Origin of the sequence: Mammaliicoccus sp. I-M35, assembly GCF_022386455.1 — a bacterium.
GTDB lineage: Bacteria > Bacillota > Bacilli > Staphylococcales > Staphylococcaceae > Mammaliicoccus > Mammaliicoccus sciuri_A.
In genome coordinates, this window is sequence record NZ_JAJNIL010000014.1 from 1 (window position 1) to 15,162 (window position 15,162).

At 31.9% G+C, this 15,162-nt stretch carries 16 protein-coding genes; 3 read left to right on the plus strand and 13 right to left on the minus strand.

Going from position 1 to position 15,162, the window contains the following annotated elements; translation table 11 throughout:
* Window positions 1-389: 389 nt before the first annotated feature.
* The 10 genes from LQ679_RS13230 to LQ679_RS13275 form a co-directional block, all read right to left on the minus strand.
* Window positions 390-1,040, minus strand: coding sequence for a KinB-signaling pathway activation protein (locus LQ679_RS13230; protein ID WP_159316331.1), 651 nt, complete (start codon window positions 1,038-1,040; stop codon window positions 390-392).
* A gap of 15 nt (window positions 1,041-1,055) precedes the next feature.
* Complete coding sequence (locus tag LQ679_RS13235) at window positions 1,056-2,117, minus strand: Mrp/NBP35 family ATP-binding protein (RefSeq protein WP_037590437.1); 1,062 nt, start codon at window positions 2,115-2,117, stop codon at window positions 1,056-1,058.
* Window positions 2,118-2,385: 268 nt separating this feature from the next.
* The gene (locus tag LQ679_RS13240) at window positions 2,386-3,855 is read right to left on the minus strand and encodes an MDR family MFS transporter (protein WP_037590435.1); all 1,470 of its coding nucleotides are present in this window, start codon (window positions 3,853-3,855) and stop codon (window positions 2,386-2,388) included.
* 70 nt (window positions 3,856-3,925) lie between these two features.
* Window positions 3,926-4,393: a SepA family multidrug efflux transporter gene (locus LQ679_RS13245; RefSeq protein WP_037590433.1), complete on the minus strand. Its 468-nt coding sequence runs from the start codon at window positions 4,391-4,393 to the stop codon at window positions 3,926-3,928.
* Between the two features lie 32 nt (window positions 4,394-4,425).
* Window positions 4,426-5,766, minus strand: coding sequence for a multidrug efflux MFS transporter SdrM (sdrM, locus tag LQ679_RS13250; RefSeq protein WP_204168542.1), 1,341 nt, complete (start codon window positions 5,764-5,766; stop codon window positions 4,426-4,428).
* 3 nt (window positions 5,767-5,769) lie between these two features.
* Complete coding sequence (locus LQ679_RS13255) at window positions 5,770-7,359, minus strand: amidohydrolase (RefSeq protein WP_037590429.1); 1,590 nt, start codon at window positions 7,357-7,359, stop codon at window positions 5,770-5,772.
* Window positions 7,360-7,469: 110 nt separating this feature from the next.
* Window positions 7,470-7,871, minus strand: coding sequence for a TipAS antibiotic-recognition domain-containing protein (locus LQ679_RS13260; RefSeq protein WP_239763287.1), 402 nt, complete (start codon window positions 7,869-7,871; stop codon window positions 7,470-7,472).
* A gap of 130 nt (window positions 7,872-8,001) precedes the next feature.
* Window positions 8,002-8,244, minus strand: a complete 243-nt coding sequence (locus LQ679_RS13265) for a hypothetical protein (protein ID WP_037590426.1) — start codon at window positions 8,242-8,244, stop codon at window positions 8,002-8,004.
* A 9-nt stretch (window positions 8,245-8,253) separates the two neighbouring features.
* Complete coding sequence (gene trhA, locus LQ679_RS13270; protein WP_051575476.1) at window positions 8,254-8,952, minus strand: PAQR family membrane homeostasis protein TrhA; 699 nt, start codon at window positions 8,950-8,952, stop codon at window positions 8,254-8,256.
* Window positions 8,953-8,966: 14 nt separating this feature from the next.
* Window positions 8,967-10,154, minus strand: a complete 1,188-nt coding sequence (locus LQ679_RS13275; RefSeq protein WP_204188298.1) for a UTP--glucose-1-phosphate uridylyltransferase — start codon at window positions 10,152-10,154, stop codon at window positions 8,967-8,969.
* A gap of 180 nt (window positions 10,155-10,334) precedes the next feature.
* Here LQ679_RS13275 and LQ679_RS13280 point away from each other — a divergent pair, with 180 nt between their 5' ends.
* Window positions 10,335-10,487 carry a hypothetical protein gene (locus LQ679_RS13280; RefSeq protein WP_162841906.1) on the plus strand — a complete coding sequence of 51 codons (153 nt, stop codon included), beginning with the start codon at window positions 10,335-10,337 and terminating at the stop codon, window positions 10,485-10,487.
* 51 nt (window positions 10,488-10,538) lie between these two features.
* On the opposite strand, the gene LQ679_RS13285 is transcribed toward LQ679_RS13280, so the two are convergent.
* Together LQ679_RS13285 and LQ679_RS13290 are read right to left on the minus strand one after the other, a co-directional pair.
* Window positions 10,539-11,030 (minus strand): metal-dependent hydrolase, encoded by a 492-nt coding sequence (locus LQ679_RS13285; RefSeq protein WP_037590422.1) that lies wholly within the window; start codon window positions 11,028-11,030, stop codon window positions 10,539-10,541.
* A 274-nt stretch (window positions 11,031-11,304) separates the two neighbouring features.
* Window positions 11,305-12,039, minus strand: a complete 735-nt coding sequence (locus tag LQ679_RS13290) for a hypothetical protein (protein ID WP_191835692.1) — start codon at window positions 12,037-12,039, stop codon at window positions 11,305-11,307.
* A 157-nt stretch (window positions 12,040-12,196) separates the two neighbouring features.
* Here LQ679_RS13290 and hutG point away from each other — a divergent pair, with 157 nt between their 5' ends.
* Window positions 12,197-13,186 (plus strand): formimidoylglutamase, encoded by a 990-nt coding sequence (gene hutG, locus LQ679_RS13295; RefSeq protein WP_037590419.1) that lies wholly within the window; start codon window positions 12,197-12,199, stop codon window positions 13,184-13,186.
* A 3-nt stretch (window positions 13,187-13,189) separates the two neighbouring features.
* Window positions 13,190-14,101, plus strand: a complete 912-nt coding sequence (gene rarD, locus LQ679_RS13300; RefSeq protein ID WP_103361308.1) for an EamA family transporter RarD — start codon at window positions 13,190-13,192, stop codon at window positions 14,099-14,101.
* Window positions 14,102-14,145: 44 nt separating this feature from the next.
* Here rarD and argF read toward each other — a convergent pair whose 3' ends face one another.
* Window positions 14,146-15,147: an ornithine carbamoyltransferase gene (argF, locus tag LQ679_RS13305; protein WP_204255353.1), complete on the minus strand. Its 1,002-nt coding sequence runs from the start codon at window positions 15,145-15,147 to the stop codon at window positions 14,146-14,148.
* Between the last annotated feature and the right edge of the window lie 15 nt (window positions 15,148-15,162).

The following is a 15,162-nucleotide window of genomic DNA, read 5'->3' on the forward strand; positions in this document are numbered from 1 at the left end:
TGATTGGTTAAGCCAATCACTCTGAAGTACTTTCAGTACTCAATTATTGGAATTAACGTTGACATATTGTCATTCAGTTTTCAATGTTCATCTAATTTGCGTCTAAACAATATTGTACTAAAAACAATGTTTGTTTTCAACTAATTTTGTTAACTTATTTTTAACACGTTTATAAATATATAACATTTATTTCGTATTAACAAGAGTCAATTTTACACTTTCAAGAAAAAGTTTTGATAACTTTTTTCGTTGTTGTGCTGTCGTTTTCAGCGACTTTTATATAATATCAAGTGAGGTTTTAAAAGTCAACACTATTTATCATCTTTTTTAACAAAAAATTAAAAAGCACAAGATTAAGGTGTAAATAGAATTTAATCTTGTGCTTTTTATCATTTCTTCAATGATTTACCGTCTTTATTCAACTTTGATTTTTTTGCTTTTCTCTCTTCAAGAGACAACGCATTATATTTAGGTAATGTAATTAATTGATAAGCATTACATAATAATAATCCAAAGATTGTAAGATAAATCCAACTTGTATCTTCTACTCTTAAAAATGGTATAAGTTCTACAGTTGTCATAACAACCATGAAAAACATAGATGGAATCCATAAATTCTTTTTAGATTGTTTGTTTTTTATATTACTTGTAATGATTGCAAAAATAACGACAACGATTGGTAGCCAAATAAATGATATGATTTGATCTGTTCCACCAAATCTTAAAAATCTAAAATACACTAAATCAAATATAGCAAATACTGTTACAACGATTTGTACATGTGGCCATATCTTACCAAAGATACCTATGCCTAATTGATTAATGAATAAATAGATGAAATATGCAAGCTGACTAATAGTTGCTACAAGTAGTCCTACAACTAAGAACCATATTGAAGCTGCTACAAACTCACCTATTTCTCCAGCAAATAAATATTTCGTTACTTTATCATATCCAAAGATAAGTGACGCAATATATGTCACAACTACACCTATCAACAGTGTATTTCTGTAAAATTGAATTAAATATTTTAAAGTCACTTGCTTACCTCCGCACTAATCTTCATCTGTTATATTAATGATATTCTTAGCAATTTGACTATAAACTTTACCTAAATCTTCATGTTCTTTATAGATAGAAGGTGAAAAGTTATTTTCATCCCACTCAGGTTGACTTAATGGAAGCTCACCTAATAACGTCGTTTGAAGTTCTTGTGCTAATTTAGCACCGCCGCCTTTACCGAATACATATTCTTTATTTCCTGTTTCTTTACTTTGGAAATAAGACATATTTTCGATTACACCTAAAATAGAATGTTCAGTATGTTTAGCCATTGCACCTGCTCTTGCTGCAACAAATGCTGCAGTTGGATGAGGTGTCGTTACAATAATTTCTTTACTTGAAGGTAACATTGTATGTACATCTAAAGCTACATCACCAGTACCTGGTGGTAAATCAAGTATTAAGTAATCTAATTCTCCCCATTTAACTTCTGTAAAGAAACTTGTGATCATTTTTCCTAACATTGGACCTCTCCAAATGACAGGTGCATTTTCTTCAACGAAAAATGCCATAGAAATAACTTTAACGCCTTCACGCTCAACAGGAATAATTTGTTCGCCTTCTACTTCTGGTTTTTCTTGTATACCCATCATATCTGGAACACTAAATCCATATATATCAGCATCAACGAGTCCTACTTTTTTACCTTCTCTAGCAAGAGATACTGCTAAGTTAACGGCTACTGTTGATTTACCAACACCGCCTTTACCTGAGGCAACTGCAATGAATTCAACTGGATTATCTTTAGATAATAGTCCTTCTATCGTTTGTTCTTCCATTATACCTTTGAATTTTTCTAATGCTTCATCAGATAATTCATCAAATCTTATCCCTACAGTTTTCGCACCATTTTCTTTTAATAGATCTACAATTTCCATTTGTAAATCTAGTTGTGGTTGTCCGCCAAGCTTAGCTATCGCAACTTTGACACTCACATGCTCTTTTTCTTCTTTGATGCTAACTTCAACTATGCCGCCTGTTTCTTTAAGTGGTACATCTACAATCGGATCATGTAACGCTCCCACAAGTTCTTTAACCTGTTCTACTGATAACAAAATCTACGACTCCCCTTCTAAAATAATTATCTACTTATCATTATATTCAGTGTAACAAAAAATTTAAACATACAGGTAGTTTATTGTTTAAAAAAGGGAGCGGGACAGAAATCTAATTTATATAAATAGATTTCGTAGTCCCACCCCGGTAAGGATGACTAGAGTTGAAAAAAGCTTGGTACAAGCGCATTTTCAATTCAGACATCTACTGCCAAGTTGTAAAAAGAGACTGAAACATTACATTATGTCTCAGTCTCTTTAAATCTTCTTATTTAGAATGGTTCGGTATTCTTGTATTACTATGTTTGTTTTCTGATTTAATAAATATAGATAATACAACTCCGAAAAATACAATAACAGTTAATACTAAGAAAGCAATATTAATACCGTGAATCATTGCTTCAGATTGTAATATCTTCGCAGTATTACCTGCATTGGCATGTTCTAATTGTGTCTTTGAAGGTTCAAAGTTCTTAGCACCAATCGACATAATCGTTACTAATATACCTGTACCAATTGAACCTGAGATTGTTCTTAGTGTATTCATCATTGCTGTACCATGGGATAATACTTCGTTTGGAATCGCATTTAATCCTGCAGTATTAACAGGCATCATTATCATAGAGACACCAAACATTCTAATTGAATAAACAACAATTAAATAAAGTAGTGATGTACTATCATTTAAGAATGCAAGCATGAGAGTTGTGACTGTAATGATTGTAAATCCGATGATTGCCAACCATTTCGCACCGTATTTGTCGAACAAACGACCTGTTACAAGTGACATAACACCTGTAATGATTGCACCTGGTAATAATAGTAAACCAGAAATTAATGCTGAATATCCTCTTGCATCTTGCATATACATTGGCATTAATAGTGATGGTCCAATTAAAGAAACCATTGAGAAAATACCTATGATTGTTGTTAATGCAAATGTTTTATATTTGAATACTCTTATATTCAATAATGGGGTTTCTAATTTCAACTGTCTTAATACGAAGATTACTAACGTTACGATACCTACAATTAATGTAACGATAACAATTGGTGATGTGAATCCTAGAGATCCTGCGCTACTGAATCCATATAATAAAGATCCAAAGCCTACTGTAGATAGAATAATAGATGGTACATCTAAGTGAACATCTTTTGGTTTAGAAATATTCGTTAAGTATTTCGCACCAAAAGCTAATGCTACAACCGCGAATGGAATGATTGTGTAGAATGGACTTCTCCAACTAAAGTTATCAACGAGATAACCAGATAACGTTGGACCTAATGCTGGGGCGAATGAGATAACGAGACCTGCCATACCCATCGCAAAACCACGTTTTTCTTTAGGGAATAAATTAAAGAGTACAAATTGCATAAGGGGCATCATAACACCTGCACCCATTGCTTGAAGTACTCTTGCTAACATTAATATTCCGAAGTTTGGCGATAAAGCGGCAACTAAAGTACCGATTGTAAATGATAACATCGCCATTAAATAAAGTGGTCTTGTATTAAATTTATCCATCAAAAATGCTGTAGCCGGTATCATAACACCGTTGACTAACATAAATCCTGTCATTAACCATTGACCTTGGTTGGCATCGATTTTTAAATGTACCATGATTTCAGGTATTGCTGTATTTAATAAAGTTTGGTTTAAAATCGCCACAAAGGCACTTACTAACATTACAGCTACTACTAAATTTCTTTGACCTTTTGAAATGTCCTGAACATTCATGGTTTCAACTCCTTCCAAATATACCTTTGCTATTATGCACTATTTTATTTCGGAAATCAAAATAAATGTTTCATCGGTTTAAATTTTTGCTATCTGGATAGAAAATTTCAGTACATATATATAAAACAGTGATAATCACTAAAATGACCCAAAAGTCAATTTTGATTTGTGAATAATATATATGTACTGTGAAATAAAACATAATCGTGCTAACAGTAATTGTTAATAAATGAAAAGTCATACCCTTGAAATACGGATTATCATTTAGTCTATTTTTAAATCTATCTAATAAAAATTCTATAGCGACAAGTGTAAAGTAGCCAAACAATATATAACTACCATAATAGAACAAGTTATCTATCATACTTTTATTGTAGTTGAATTCTGCTAAGCCATAATAAATTAAAATTCTGCTTAATCCAAACATACCAAAAGAAAGTAGTACAATAAAAATTGCACCAGACAATGTGAAAATACTTATAATAATCAATATGGACAATAAATGAAAAATATCAAAACGCTTATTTTTTCTTTTCATACATTGTGACTCCCTCTAAATATGTTTTACCTTTAAAAACTTTTTCTTCGCTTTTCTTTAAATACAATAGACCATACAATCGTCAATGTAACGACTACTAATATAATATACAACATAATATTTTGAACGCCGTAACTTAAAAATGAAATGTTTAATACATATATTGAAGAAACAATTAACGATCCAGTTGTACTACCTATTGTCTTAAATAATGTATAAATCGACATCATGGAACCTAATTGGTGATGCGGTGCTTCTTCTTGAACAACGACAACATCTTTCGTATATACCGTACCAAATGATACACCCATTACAAAAACAGCAAATGGGATGATTACAATCCATTCGACGCCTGTTAATATAGCAAAGCTACCAACAAACATTGCCAAGAAAGCTAACATATAAATGAATTTCAATTTAAGTTGATCTAATCTACCAAGTACAAACGTGATAAACAACCAACCTACCGACATTGGAAAAATGATTAAACCACTTTGTAACGGTGTAAAGCCTTGTTCATTTTGTAAATAGATTGGCATAAAAATAGTGTAGCCCATCAACATTGTTGAATAAATCATATCTGTAAACAACACGAGAATGATTTTTCTATTAAATGCTTCAACAGGTACAAACGGATTTCTCATACGCGTCTCAACTCTGTAGAGTAATACGACAAATCCAATTAATAATATGAAGCAAATCATACGTAAAATAAATGGTATATGTTCTGCAACAATTAGTAAAAAGCTTGCGACCACACCATAAAATATGAATAAGCCTTTATAATCTAATTTAGTTTTTTCTACTTTTTCTTGTTCGAAATTAAAATACTTTATAACCAACCACATAGATACTAAAGCTATAGGTACATTGATATAAAATAGAAAGCTCCAGTTTAAAGATTCTAATATTGCGCCACCTAACAGTGGTCCTACAATACTAGATATACCCCAAACACTTCCAACAATACCCATCACTTTATATCTTCTCGGAATTGGAAAAGCAAGTTTAGGTACAACTTGACCTAATGTCATCATGACACCTGCACCTAAACCTTGAACAATTCTAGAAATAACTAGCAATGGGAAACTATGTGTCATTTCACTTAACCCACAAAATACACTACCAATAATAAATACAGATATCCCTAGTAACACTACTAACTTAATATTAATTCTCTTTACAAGTTCACCAACGATTGGTGTCATAAACACAACCGCTATTAAATATACTGTAAAGATTAATGCAACTTCCGTATCAATATTAAAGTCTTTCTGCATCGTTGGTGTTGCTAAAGATACGATTGATGTTTCTATAGCACTCATAAACATAATAAGTACTAAAGCCAACACAATTCCTTTGTTCTTAGTCATAATTCACGCTCTTTCATATACAATATTTCCGTTAACAATTGTTAATTTAGCTTGAATTTGTGCTAAATCTTGACGGTTAACCTTAAATGGATCTTGATCTAACACAGTGAAATCCGCTTCATATCCTACTTTAATTCTTCCAGTACGGTCAGTCGTTTGACCAATCTCACTCGCAAGTGTTGTATATAAACGTAAAGCATCAAATACCGAAAGTGCTTCTTCAAAGAAATACGCACCTTCTTCACCATACGTTTGTCTATTAACTGCCGCATGAATACCTAGCATAGGATTCGGTGTTTCAATCGGTGCATCTGAACCCCCACCTATTATAATACCTAAGTCTAACATTGACTTGAATGGATATAAATATCTTGCTCTTTCTTCCCCTACTTTATCTTGAACCCACGGAAAATCACTTGTAATAAATTGTGGCTGAACATCACAAATCACAGGTAACTTCGCAACACGTTGTAACAGTTCTTCATTTAATGTACTAATGTGAATTAATCTATCTCTTAGTCCGTTTGGCACAGGATATTTTTCTATTGCATCTAATACCATTTCACAAGCTTTGTCACCAATCATATGAACAGCTATCGCACCATTATATTTTCTTGCGATTTTCACTTTTTCTTCGAGTTCTTCTTGTGTATATATCGCAAGTCCATAATTCGTTCCAGTAGGATCATTAGAATAAGGTTCTTTCAACAATGCTGTACTGCCACCAAAAGCACCATCTGCATAAAATTTCATAGCATCAGGTTCTATCCATTTATCAACAAAAGTCGCCTGTTCTTCCATCATTTGTTCATAAACACTAAAGTGTCGTAACAATCGTACTCTAAATGGCTTTTGATCTTCACCTGGTCCTACAACTGTTTTATAAGCATTTAAGACATCTTTATAATCTTCGTAGTAACCTAAATCTTCTGTATGCGATCCTGTTATACCATACTGATATAAATATGTAATCGCGTTATTTAAATGTTTAGTAAGAGACTGTTCATCTTCATTTGAAGCTAATTCTTCAAATGGTTCCATAGCTGTATCATATAACCAACCAGTCAGTTCACCTTCTTGTTTTTCATATGAACCACCGTCAGGATTTTCGACATCATTTGTCATACCTAAAATCTCTAACGCTTTCGAATTGACGATTGCTGCATGTCTACATACCCTTTTTACAATTACCGGATTATCTTTGCATAATTCATCTAAATCAAATTTATTAAGTCTAATGCCATTTAATAAATTTTCGTCATACCCTTCAGCAACTAACCATTCACCTGGTTGTAGCGTTTGTGCTTTTTGGCTAATTTTTTGTTTAACATTTTCGATATTTGTTTCACCATTTAAAATGACTGATGATAACCAAACACCAGTCCCCATAACATGAATATGTGTTTCAACAAAACCCGGAAACATCGTCCCACCTTTTAAATCGATTGTTTCATAATCCGTTGTTTGAATTTGGTTTAAATCTTCTTTTGATAAAACAGCTTCTATCAAACCATTTTCTACAATTACCCCTGCATATGTATCATCTGGTCTTTCCATCGTATATATTGTTCCATTATGATATAACTTTTTCATCCGATTCAGCTCCCTTATACATTCAAGTTTATTCTAATTCTACATATTTAATAGTAAAAAAGACACCGATAAAATCGATGTCTCCTATTTTAATTTTATAAAGTTCATTTTTATAGTATGACATGCTTAACGGCAGTAATTAATGCTTCCGTTCTTTCTTCACCAAAATATGCTTTATATCTATTATCCGCTTCATACATATTAATAATTTCTAAGTGTTTATCTTCTGTATAATTTGGCCAACTGAATGTTAACCATTCTCTGTGTAACTGAGTGACTTCTTCTTGTTTTTCTAATGTTGCCCCTTGTTCAACAATATTATCCAGTTTTTCTACGAGTTTCTTTTCAATTTGATTTTTACTTTTAATTTCATCTTTTGTCATATCAAGAAACTGATCATCAGTCTGGTCAATCTTATGGCCGCTTCTATCTTCTACTGTTTCTCCCTGAAGCTCTTCATTAACATTTAGTTTGTCACGATCGAATGTTTCAAAATCTCTTTTTTCTGACATTATGATTTCCCCCTATTCATATCGTATAACATTTAATATTATCTATTTACCCGTTTTGCAAAAAAATAACAAAAAGAGCAGGATAGAAACCTCAATATTCTAAAGAGATTACATATCCTGCTCACTAACTTTATTTCAATCGTCTTTGTTCACCTTTTTTAAGATGTTCATTAAACGTTTGTTTATTATTTCTGCGTTGGTGTTTAATCAATAATACTAGTGCATAAACTAATATTAGACCGAATATAAGTGAAACAATACCCATAAACTGCAAACCACTTTGTTTGCCGTCACTAAATACAAAGTAATAAAAGAAATAGCCTTGAATTAAAATAATAATTGTAAGAACCGTATAATACAAACGATAGTTCATCTTATCCTCCTACATAAAGTACATAATTGCTAGAAAATGAAAAATAGAAGCAATCAAAATGAAGAAGTGCCAAATCATATGGAAGTATTTTTTATCTTTTTGAGCATAGAACCATGCTCCTACTGTATAACTAAGACCTCCAAATAAAATAAACAACATAAATATTAACGATGTCTTATTGATAACTGTTGGTAACATGAGAACACCCATCCAACCCATAATTAAATACATCGCTAAACTTAATTTATGATTAACGTTCTTAGCTGTTGATTTATATATAATGCCCCAAATTGTAATTCCCCATTGGACTGCCATAATTAGCCAACCTAACCAGCCGCCAACTAACGATAATGCAATCGGCGTGTACGTTCCACAAATTGCGATATAAATCATACTATGATCAATAATTCTCATAATGTATTTCTGAGGTGATGAAGATGACATTGAGTGATAAATCGCAGATGATAAAAACATCAGCATAATACTTATAATATAAATAGAGACACTCGTCGATTTAAGTGCGCCATCACTAATATAACTTTCTACTGCTGCGTATGGTAAGAAGAATAATAGAAAGAAAGCAGGGACACCATGTGATACTGCATTACCAACTTCCTCACCGAAGGAAAGTGGCATAATATCTTTAAATGCTTCTTTAACTTTCCCGTTTTTTCTAGGATGAGACTTTGTATGATTGATTTGTTCCATTCATATACCTCTTTTTATAATAGTTGATTGTTCTCTAAATCTCTTTGCGCTGTTTCGATACTGTCTTGTCCTTCTTTGTTCTTTAAAGGGCTAAATTCTTTCGTTCTATCTACTTGTAGTGTAGCAAATGATTCTGCATATTTGAAAATATCAAAATAAAACAATTCGAATTTCAATGACTCTTCTTCTACAACACTGAAGTCTTCATCTAATTGTTTTAACTTCTTAACTGCTAAATGATACGGCAATGGTTTAGAAGCCGCTTCTATAAGAAAATCTAATTTAAATACATGAATACCAATGTTAGCATTCTCTAGTTTATCAACATCATCTTCAGATAGCTCAGAATACTCTAATACACGTTTTTTACCATCAATTGATACAAGACGACCAACTTTTTCGCCACTATGCGCTTTAATAGATTTAGTTGTCACATCACTATTATGTTCAACTGTAAATCCAACAAATTCAGGATCCAGAACTTTTACGAGCGCATTATCAATGTTGTTTAAGAATAAGTATTCCACACCATTTTCTTTCATTTCAGCAAGTAACTTTGTCTTCTCTAGAGATTTGAATACACCACCATTACCATTAGGTGTGCGCATGACTCTTCTATTTGTATCTAAAATTAATTGACCGTCCGTCGTTAAAGATACAATGTGGTCTTGCTTAAAGAAATGAATATAATTTTCATCGTAATCAAAGTATTTGTTTTCTAAGAAAAATGACAATGTATCTTTATGATTCACGTCACTTGTCATGATATACCAATGAATTGGCGTACCCACTTCTTCTGTTAATTGCTTTAATTGCTCTGCTTGTCTTTCAAATAAACTTTTGTTATTGAATGAGAATGTACCTTTTGGTCCTTTATGACCTAATCTTGTACCTTGCCCACCAGCCATTAATAATACAGCAAATTTACCATCTTTAATCGCTTGTATACCAAGTGAACGGTAAGATTTCAGTTGTTCTTCTGAAAGTTGATCTTTAACTTCAAACTCAACTTGTTCTATATTATCTGCAACATCTATTGTTTTTCTATTTATGTATACATCTTGATATAGCTTATCTATTTCATCTAAATCTAATTGATTGATATCAGATTCTAATTGTTCTTTCTCACTTTGGCTCATCACTTTAGTATATTCTAAAATGTGATGTTGACCATGTTCTTTCAGGTTTGTTTCATCTAGCATTATAATACCTCCGAAAATTTGACTCATTCTTATTATACGACTTTAGAATGATTTGTCTAAAAATATCACAAAAAATTTATAATTAAAATGATTATTTTAAAATTAAATGGGTATTTATAATAATGTGTTGCTTTAAGCACAAAATATTCCTATATATAATAGGCCAAGGAGGATTTTATTATGAGTTTAGGAGATAAGTTTAACGATGCAAAAGACAAAGCAGTTGAAAAAGGTAAGGATCATTTAGAAGAGAATAAAGACGAATATACTGAAAAAGGTAAAGACTTTGCTAAAGAAAAAGGCGAAGATTTAAAAGGTAAATTCGGAAAATAACATAATGTTTAATGAAAGCTAAGACACTACCTTTGGTCTTAGCTTCTTTTTTTATATAAACAATCGATAAATATCTTTCCACCATAAAATGACTGTGATAATGGTAAATGCAGATGATAAGCTTAAATCCATAACACCGCCCGTTCTAAATACAATGGGTAATTTAACCGAGACATTTAAAGGATAAAATAGTTTGACCCCTCTTGGTGTTAACATATCTAAAATGATATGCGATAACATACCCAATATAATCGAAACTAAATATGGTTCTGGTGCGGATATTGTTCTCAATCCCCAAAATATTAAAAATAGAAATAATAATGAATGGGTAAACGTTCGGTGTCCAAAAATTAACCTAATAACAAAACTAATCGGAAATATTTTCTTACCTAGATTACTTTTGAAATGACAAATATCTGGGACCAAACTCGCTACACCACATAAACTTACAATCGTAAATGATGTAAAAATATCTTCTCCATAATAAATACTTAATGATGACCCGATGAATATACCGCATGAGAGATGTGTTTTTCCTGTCATATTAATGTTTCCTCTTTTCAATTACTTTATTCTATTTTACCACAAAATACCGAACAAGTATACGAACACTTTGTGACTTTATAGTGATATACCTCACATAAATGTAGTTCAAATGACAAAATTGTGAAAACAATCACATAAGTATTGATTTGTTATTAATCCCTGTTAAACTATAGTTGTAAGTCATATTAAACATAACCCTATACCATTGTTGAAATAACCCCCTTATTTCACAATTAAAAAACGTTCATCGCATTAGATGAACGTTTTTTATTTAGCTTGCTTTGTTTAATTGTGTTTCTTGCTGATGATCACTTTGAGTGGATTCATTGTTGCTTGATTGTTGAGAGCGATTTTGACTTTGCCCTTCTCTATTTGTATTCTCGTCTTGTTGATTCGTGTTTCGAGATGGATCAGCTTGATTATTATCCTCTTCGTAGGGTTCATTACTTTGTTCATTTGATCCTTGGTTTGAATCTTGGTTAGAATCTTCATTTGTATTTGAGTGATGTTGATCTTGATGACCTTGATTATTCTGATCATTTTCTTTAGGTAATGTACAGCCATCATCATTACATAAATAACCATCACGAGATAAATTTTGCCAAGCTCTCGTAAATTCGATTGTATTTTCTGCTTTATCACATTCTGCTTGAGAGTTACCTTGATTTAACAAACAATTTCTAGCTACTGTATAAGCTTCTGTATCAAAGTTTTCAGTTTCATTATGATTGTTCGGTTTAACACCATTTACATTTTCTTCTACTGGAATTTCATCTGAAGATTGTTGATTGTTATTGCCATTTTGATTGTTATCATTATTATTTGTTTTTGATTTTTCTTCTTTAGTTTTAACATCTTCACCTGTCGATTCTGAAGTTGTTTTTTTCTCAGTAGTCGTTTCAGATGATTTTTCGTTATCATTATGTTCATTATTCTTAGAAGTTTGGTTGTCACATGCTACTAGAAATAATAAGCAAACTGTTAAGAGACCATAAATCCATTTCATAGAATCACTCCTCGGCCTTTTTGCTTTTTCTTTCTTACTATTCATTAAAGACACTTCTTTCTTATAAAATAATTAAGCATTTAATAAAACATAAGAATATCATACATGATAAACTAACATTAGTAAAAACTATTGTAACATTTAGGGGGTATTAAATATGTATAGAAGTGTTAAAAAGGATGAGTGGACAGGTAGAACAGATAGCACAACATTGCGTTCTGCCTTTAGATTCCATCAAATCGTTGACTCAATTCATATTGAGAAAGAAGACATTACACCAAAGAAAGAATTCGAACATCAAGTTAATATGGCACTTATAGGTTTTGAATGCGATGAAGGTGTTTCTAGAAATAATGGTCGACCAGGTGCTGTAGATGGTCCTAAACATTTTAGAAAAGCTTTAAGTCCTTTGCCAATACATAATGAGTATTTACATTTAACTGACTACGGAGATGTCATTTGCCACAAAAATAAAATGGAAGAAGCGCAATCAGAACTTGGAGATAAAATCTCAAACATATTATTGCATAATGACTTTACAGTTATTATTGGTGGCGGTCATGAAGTCTTATATGGCCATTATTTAGGTGTAAGAAAAGCCAACAAAGACAAAAAAATTGGCATCATCAACATAGACGCACATTTTGATATGAGAGATTACGACGAAAAAACATCTTCTGGCACAATGTTTAAACAGATTTTAGATCAAGATGATCAAGTTGGTTATTTTGTGTTAGGTATTCAGAAAAATGGTAATACTAAAGCACTCTTCGAAAGAGCTGATGAATATGGTGTCCAATACATTCGTGAAGATGAGCTTCGTAGCCATTTATCGATAGAAACAATTACTTCTATTAATTCATTTATTGAAGGCTATGATGAAATCCTCATTACATTATGTACTGATTCTATAGATGTAAGTTATGCACCTGCAGTAAGTGCACCTTGTATTATGGGATTACAACCTCAAATTGTTCAAACAATTTTACAATTAGTTACAAACTCAAACAAAAGTTCAAGCATTAGTATTGCTGAGCTATCACCAAGATTCGATATAGATAATCGAACTGCAAGATTACTTGCGAATATCGCATCGAATATTTATCACGATCAAGCAGAAGTCATTCAATCACAGTGGGAGTCCTAAATCATGTCAGAATTTAAAAAAGGTATTATATATGCAATATTTGCATATGTTATTTGGGGTGTCCTACCAATTTATTGGAACCTCGTAAGTGAAATTGGACCATTCGAAATTTTAGCACATCGTATTATATGGTCAGCAGTATTCATGTTATTACTGTTATTATTTACAAAACAATTTCCAATGTTCAAAGCAGCAACAATTAAGTTATTTAAACAAAAGAAAATGCTATTCGCTATTATCATCGCTGGTTATATAATTACAGTGAACTGGGGTACATTTATTTGGGCGGTTAATAACCACCATGTACTACAAGCAAGTCTTGGTTATTACATCAATCCTTTAATGAGTATATTCCTAGCCTTTATTTTCCTAGGCGAACGATTCTCAAAAGCTCAATGGGTAGCTATTCTATTAGCATTTGTTGGTGTTATTTATATGACTTTTCAAGTCGGAGAATTTCCATTCGTATCAATATTACTTGCAACATCATTTGCGCTTTATGGATTGATCAAGAAAGTTGTAGATATCGATGCATTTAGTAGTATTACGATAGAATGTATCGTGACATTACCAGCAGCACTTATTTATATATTCTACTTATCACAACATAATGCCGTTACATTTGGTATGAACAGTTCAAGCGGATGGTTATTACTTTCTGGTGCTGTTACAGCTGTTCCACTTATTTTATTTAGTGCTGGCGCAAGAAGAATACCTCTATCTTTAACAGGCTTTATTCAATATATTGGTCCAACTATCATGTTCTTTATTGGTATATTCTTATTGAACGAACATTTCGATGTTGATCAATTTATTACATTCATATTTATTTGGGCAGGTATTATCATTTATAGCTACAGTAAATATGTAGAACTTAATCGCAATAGAAAAAAATTAACTAAAGAAGCTCGTTAACAATAAAAGGCTGAGACATTCATGGATGTCTCAGCCTTTATTTATTAATATATATCGCCACAAGTTGTAGCTAATAAAGCTTTAATTGTATGCATTCTATTTTCTGCTTGTTGGAATACTTTTGAATAAACTGATCTAAATACGTCATCTGTCACTTCCATACATGTTACACCAAACTTTTCGAAGCATAGCGCACCCATTTCAGTATTCAAATCATGAATAGCTGGTAAGCAATGTAAAAATAAAGTTTCATTTTTACCTGTTAAATTAATTAAGTTTTGATTTACTTGGTAATCTTTAAGTAATTCAAAGCGTTCTTCTAATTGTTGTTCCTCACCCATTGAACACCAAACATCTGTATATATGATATCACTGCCGTAAATACCTTCTTGGATATTATCTGTAATTAATATTTCACTTCCAGATTCTTTACTAAATGACAATGCCATATTTTGAACTTCTTCATTTGGTTGAAGTGATGATGGTGCAACAATATGAATATTCACACCTAAAATTGCACTCGTAACGAGCAATGAGTTTGCAACATTATTGCGTCCATCTCCTATAAATGTCAAAGTCTTTCCTTCGTATGTACCAAAGTATTCTTTAATTGTCATAAAGTCCGCTAACATTTGTGTAGGATGCCACTCATTTGTTAAGCCATTCCATACGGGTACGTTGGAATATTGAGCTAAGTCTTCTACTGTCTTTTGTTCAAATCCTCTAAAAGCAATTCCATCAAACATAGATCCAAGTACGACTGCTGTATCTTCTACAGATTCTTTCTTACCTAGCTGTAAATCCTCTTTACCTAAATATGACACACTTGCACCCATTTTAGTTGCAGCTACTGTGAAAGCTGAACGTGTTCTTGTAGATTGCTTTTCAAATAATAAAGCGATATGTTTCCCGTTTAAATAACGATGTGGGATCTGATGCTTTTCTTTGAATTTTAATTCCATTGCCAAATCAATAAGTGATTCTAATTCTGCTTTAGAAAAATCAACTTCTTTTAAAAAACTTGTCTTGTTTAATTCTTTTAACATAGATAACTTCGTCCC

Bases quoted from the DNA above. Each gene is read 5' to 3' on its own strand.
- LQ679_RS13240 (WP_037590435.1), bottom strand. From the start codon at position 3,855: ATGAATGTTCAGGACATTTCAAAAGGTCAAAGAAATTTAGTAGTAGCT.
- LQ679_RS13245 (WP_037590433.1), bottom strand. From the start codon at position 4,393: ATGAAAAGAAAAAATAAGCGTTTTGATATTTTTCATTTATTGTCCATA.
- sdrM (WP_204168542.1), bottom strand. From the start codon at position 5,766: ATGACTAAGAACAAAGGAATTGTGTTGGCTTTAGTACTTATTATGTTT.
- LQ679_RS13255 (WP_037590429.1), bottom strand. From the start codon at position 7,359: ATGAAAAAGTTATATCATAATGGAACAATATATACGATGGAAAGACCA.
- LQ679_RS13260 (WP_239763287.1), bottom strand. From the start codon at position 7,871: ATGTCAGAAAAAAGAGATTTTGAAACATTCGATCGTGACAAACTAAAT.
- LQ679_RS13265 (WP_037590426.1), bottom strand. From the start codon at position 8,244: ATGAACTATCGTTTGTATTATACGGTTCTTACAATTATTATTTTAATT.
- trhA (WP_051575476.1), bottom strand. From the start codon at position 8,952: ATGGAACAAATCAATCATACAAAGTCTCATCCTAGAAAAAACGGGAAA.
- LQ679_RS13275 (WP_204188298.1), bottom strand. From the start codon at position 10,154: ATGCTAGATGAAACAAACCTGAAAGAACATGGTCAACATCACATTTTA.
- LQ679_RS13280 (WP_162841906.1), top strand. From the start codon at position 10,335: ATGAGTTTAGGAGATAAGTTTAACGATGCAAAAGACAAAGCAGTTGAA.
- LQ679_RS13285 (WP_037590422.1), bottom strand. From the start codon at position 11,030: ATGACAGGAAAAACACATCTCTCATGCGGTATATTCATCGGGTCATCA.
- LQ679_RS13290 (WP_191835692.1), bottom strand. From the start codon at position 12,039: ATGAAATGGATTTATGGTCTCTTAACAGTTTGCTTATTATTTCTAGTA.
- hutG (WP_037590419.1), top strand. From the start codon at position 12,197: ATGTATAGAAGTGTTAAAAAGGATGAGTGGACAGGTAGAACAGATAGC.
- rarD (WP_103361308.1), top strand. From the start codon at position 13,190: ATGTCAGAATTTAAAAAAGGTATTATATATGCAATATTTGCATATGTT.
- argF (WP_204255353.1), bottom strand. From the start codon at position 15,147: ATGTTAAAAGAATTAAACAAGACAAGTTTTTTAAAAGAAGTTGATTTT.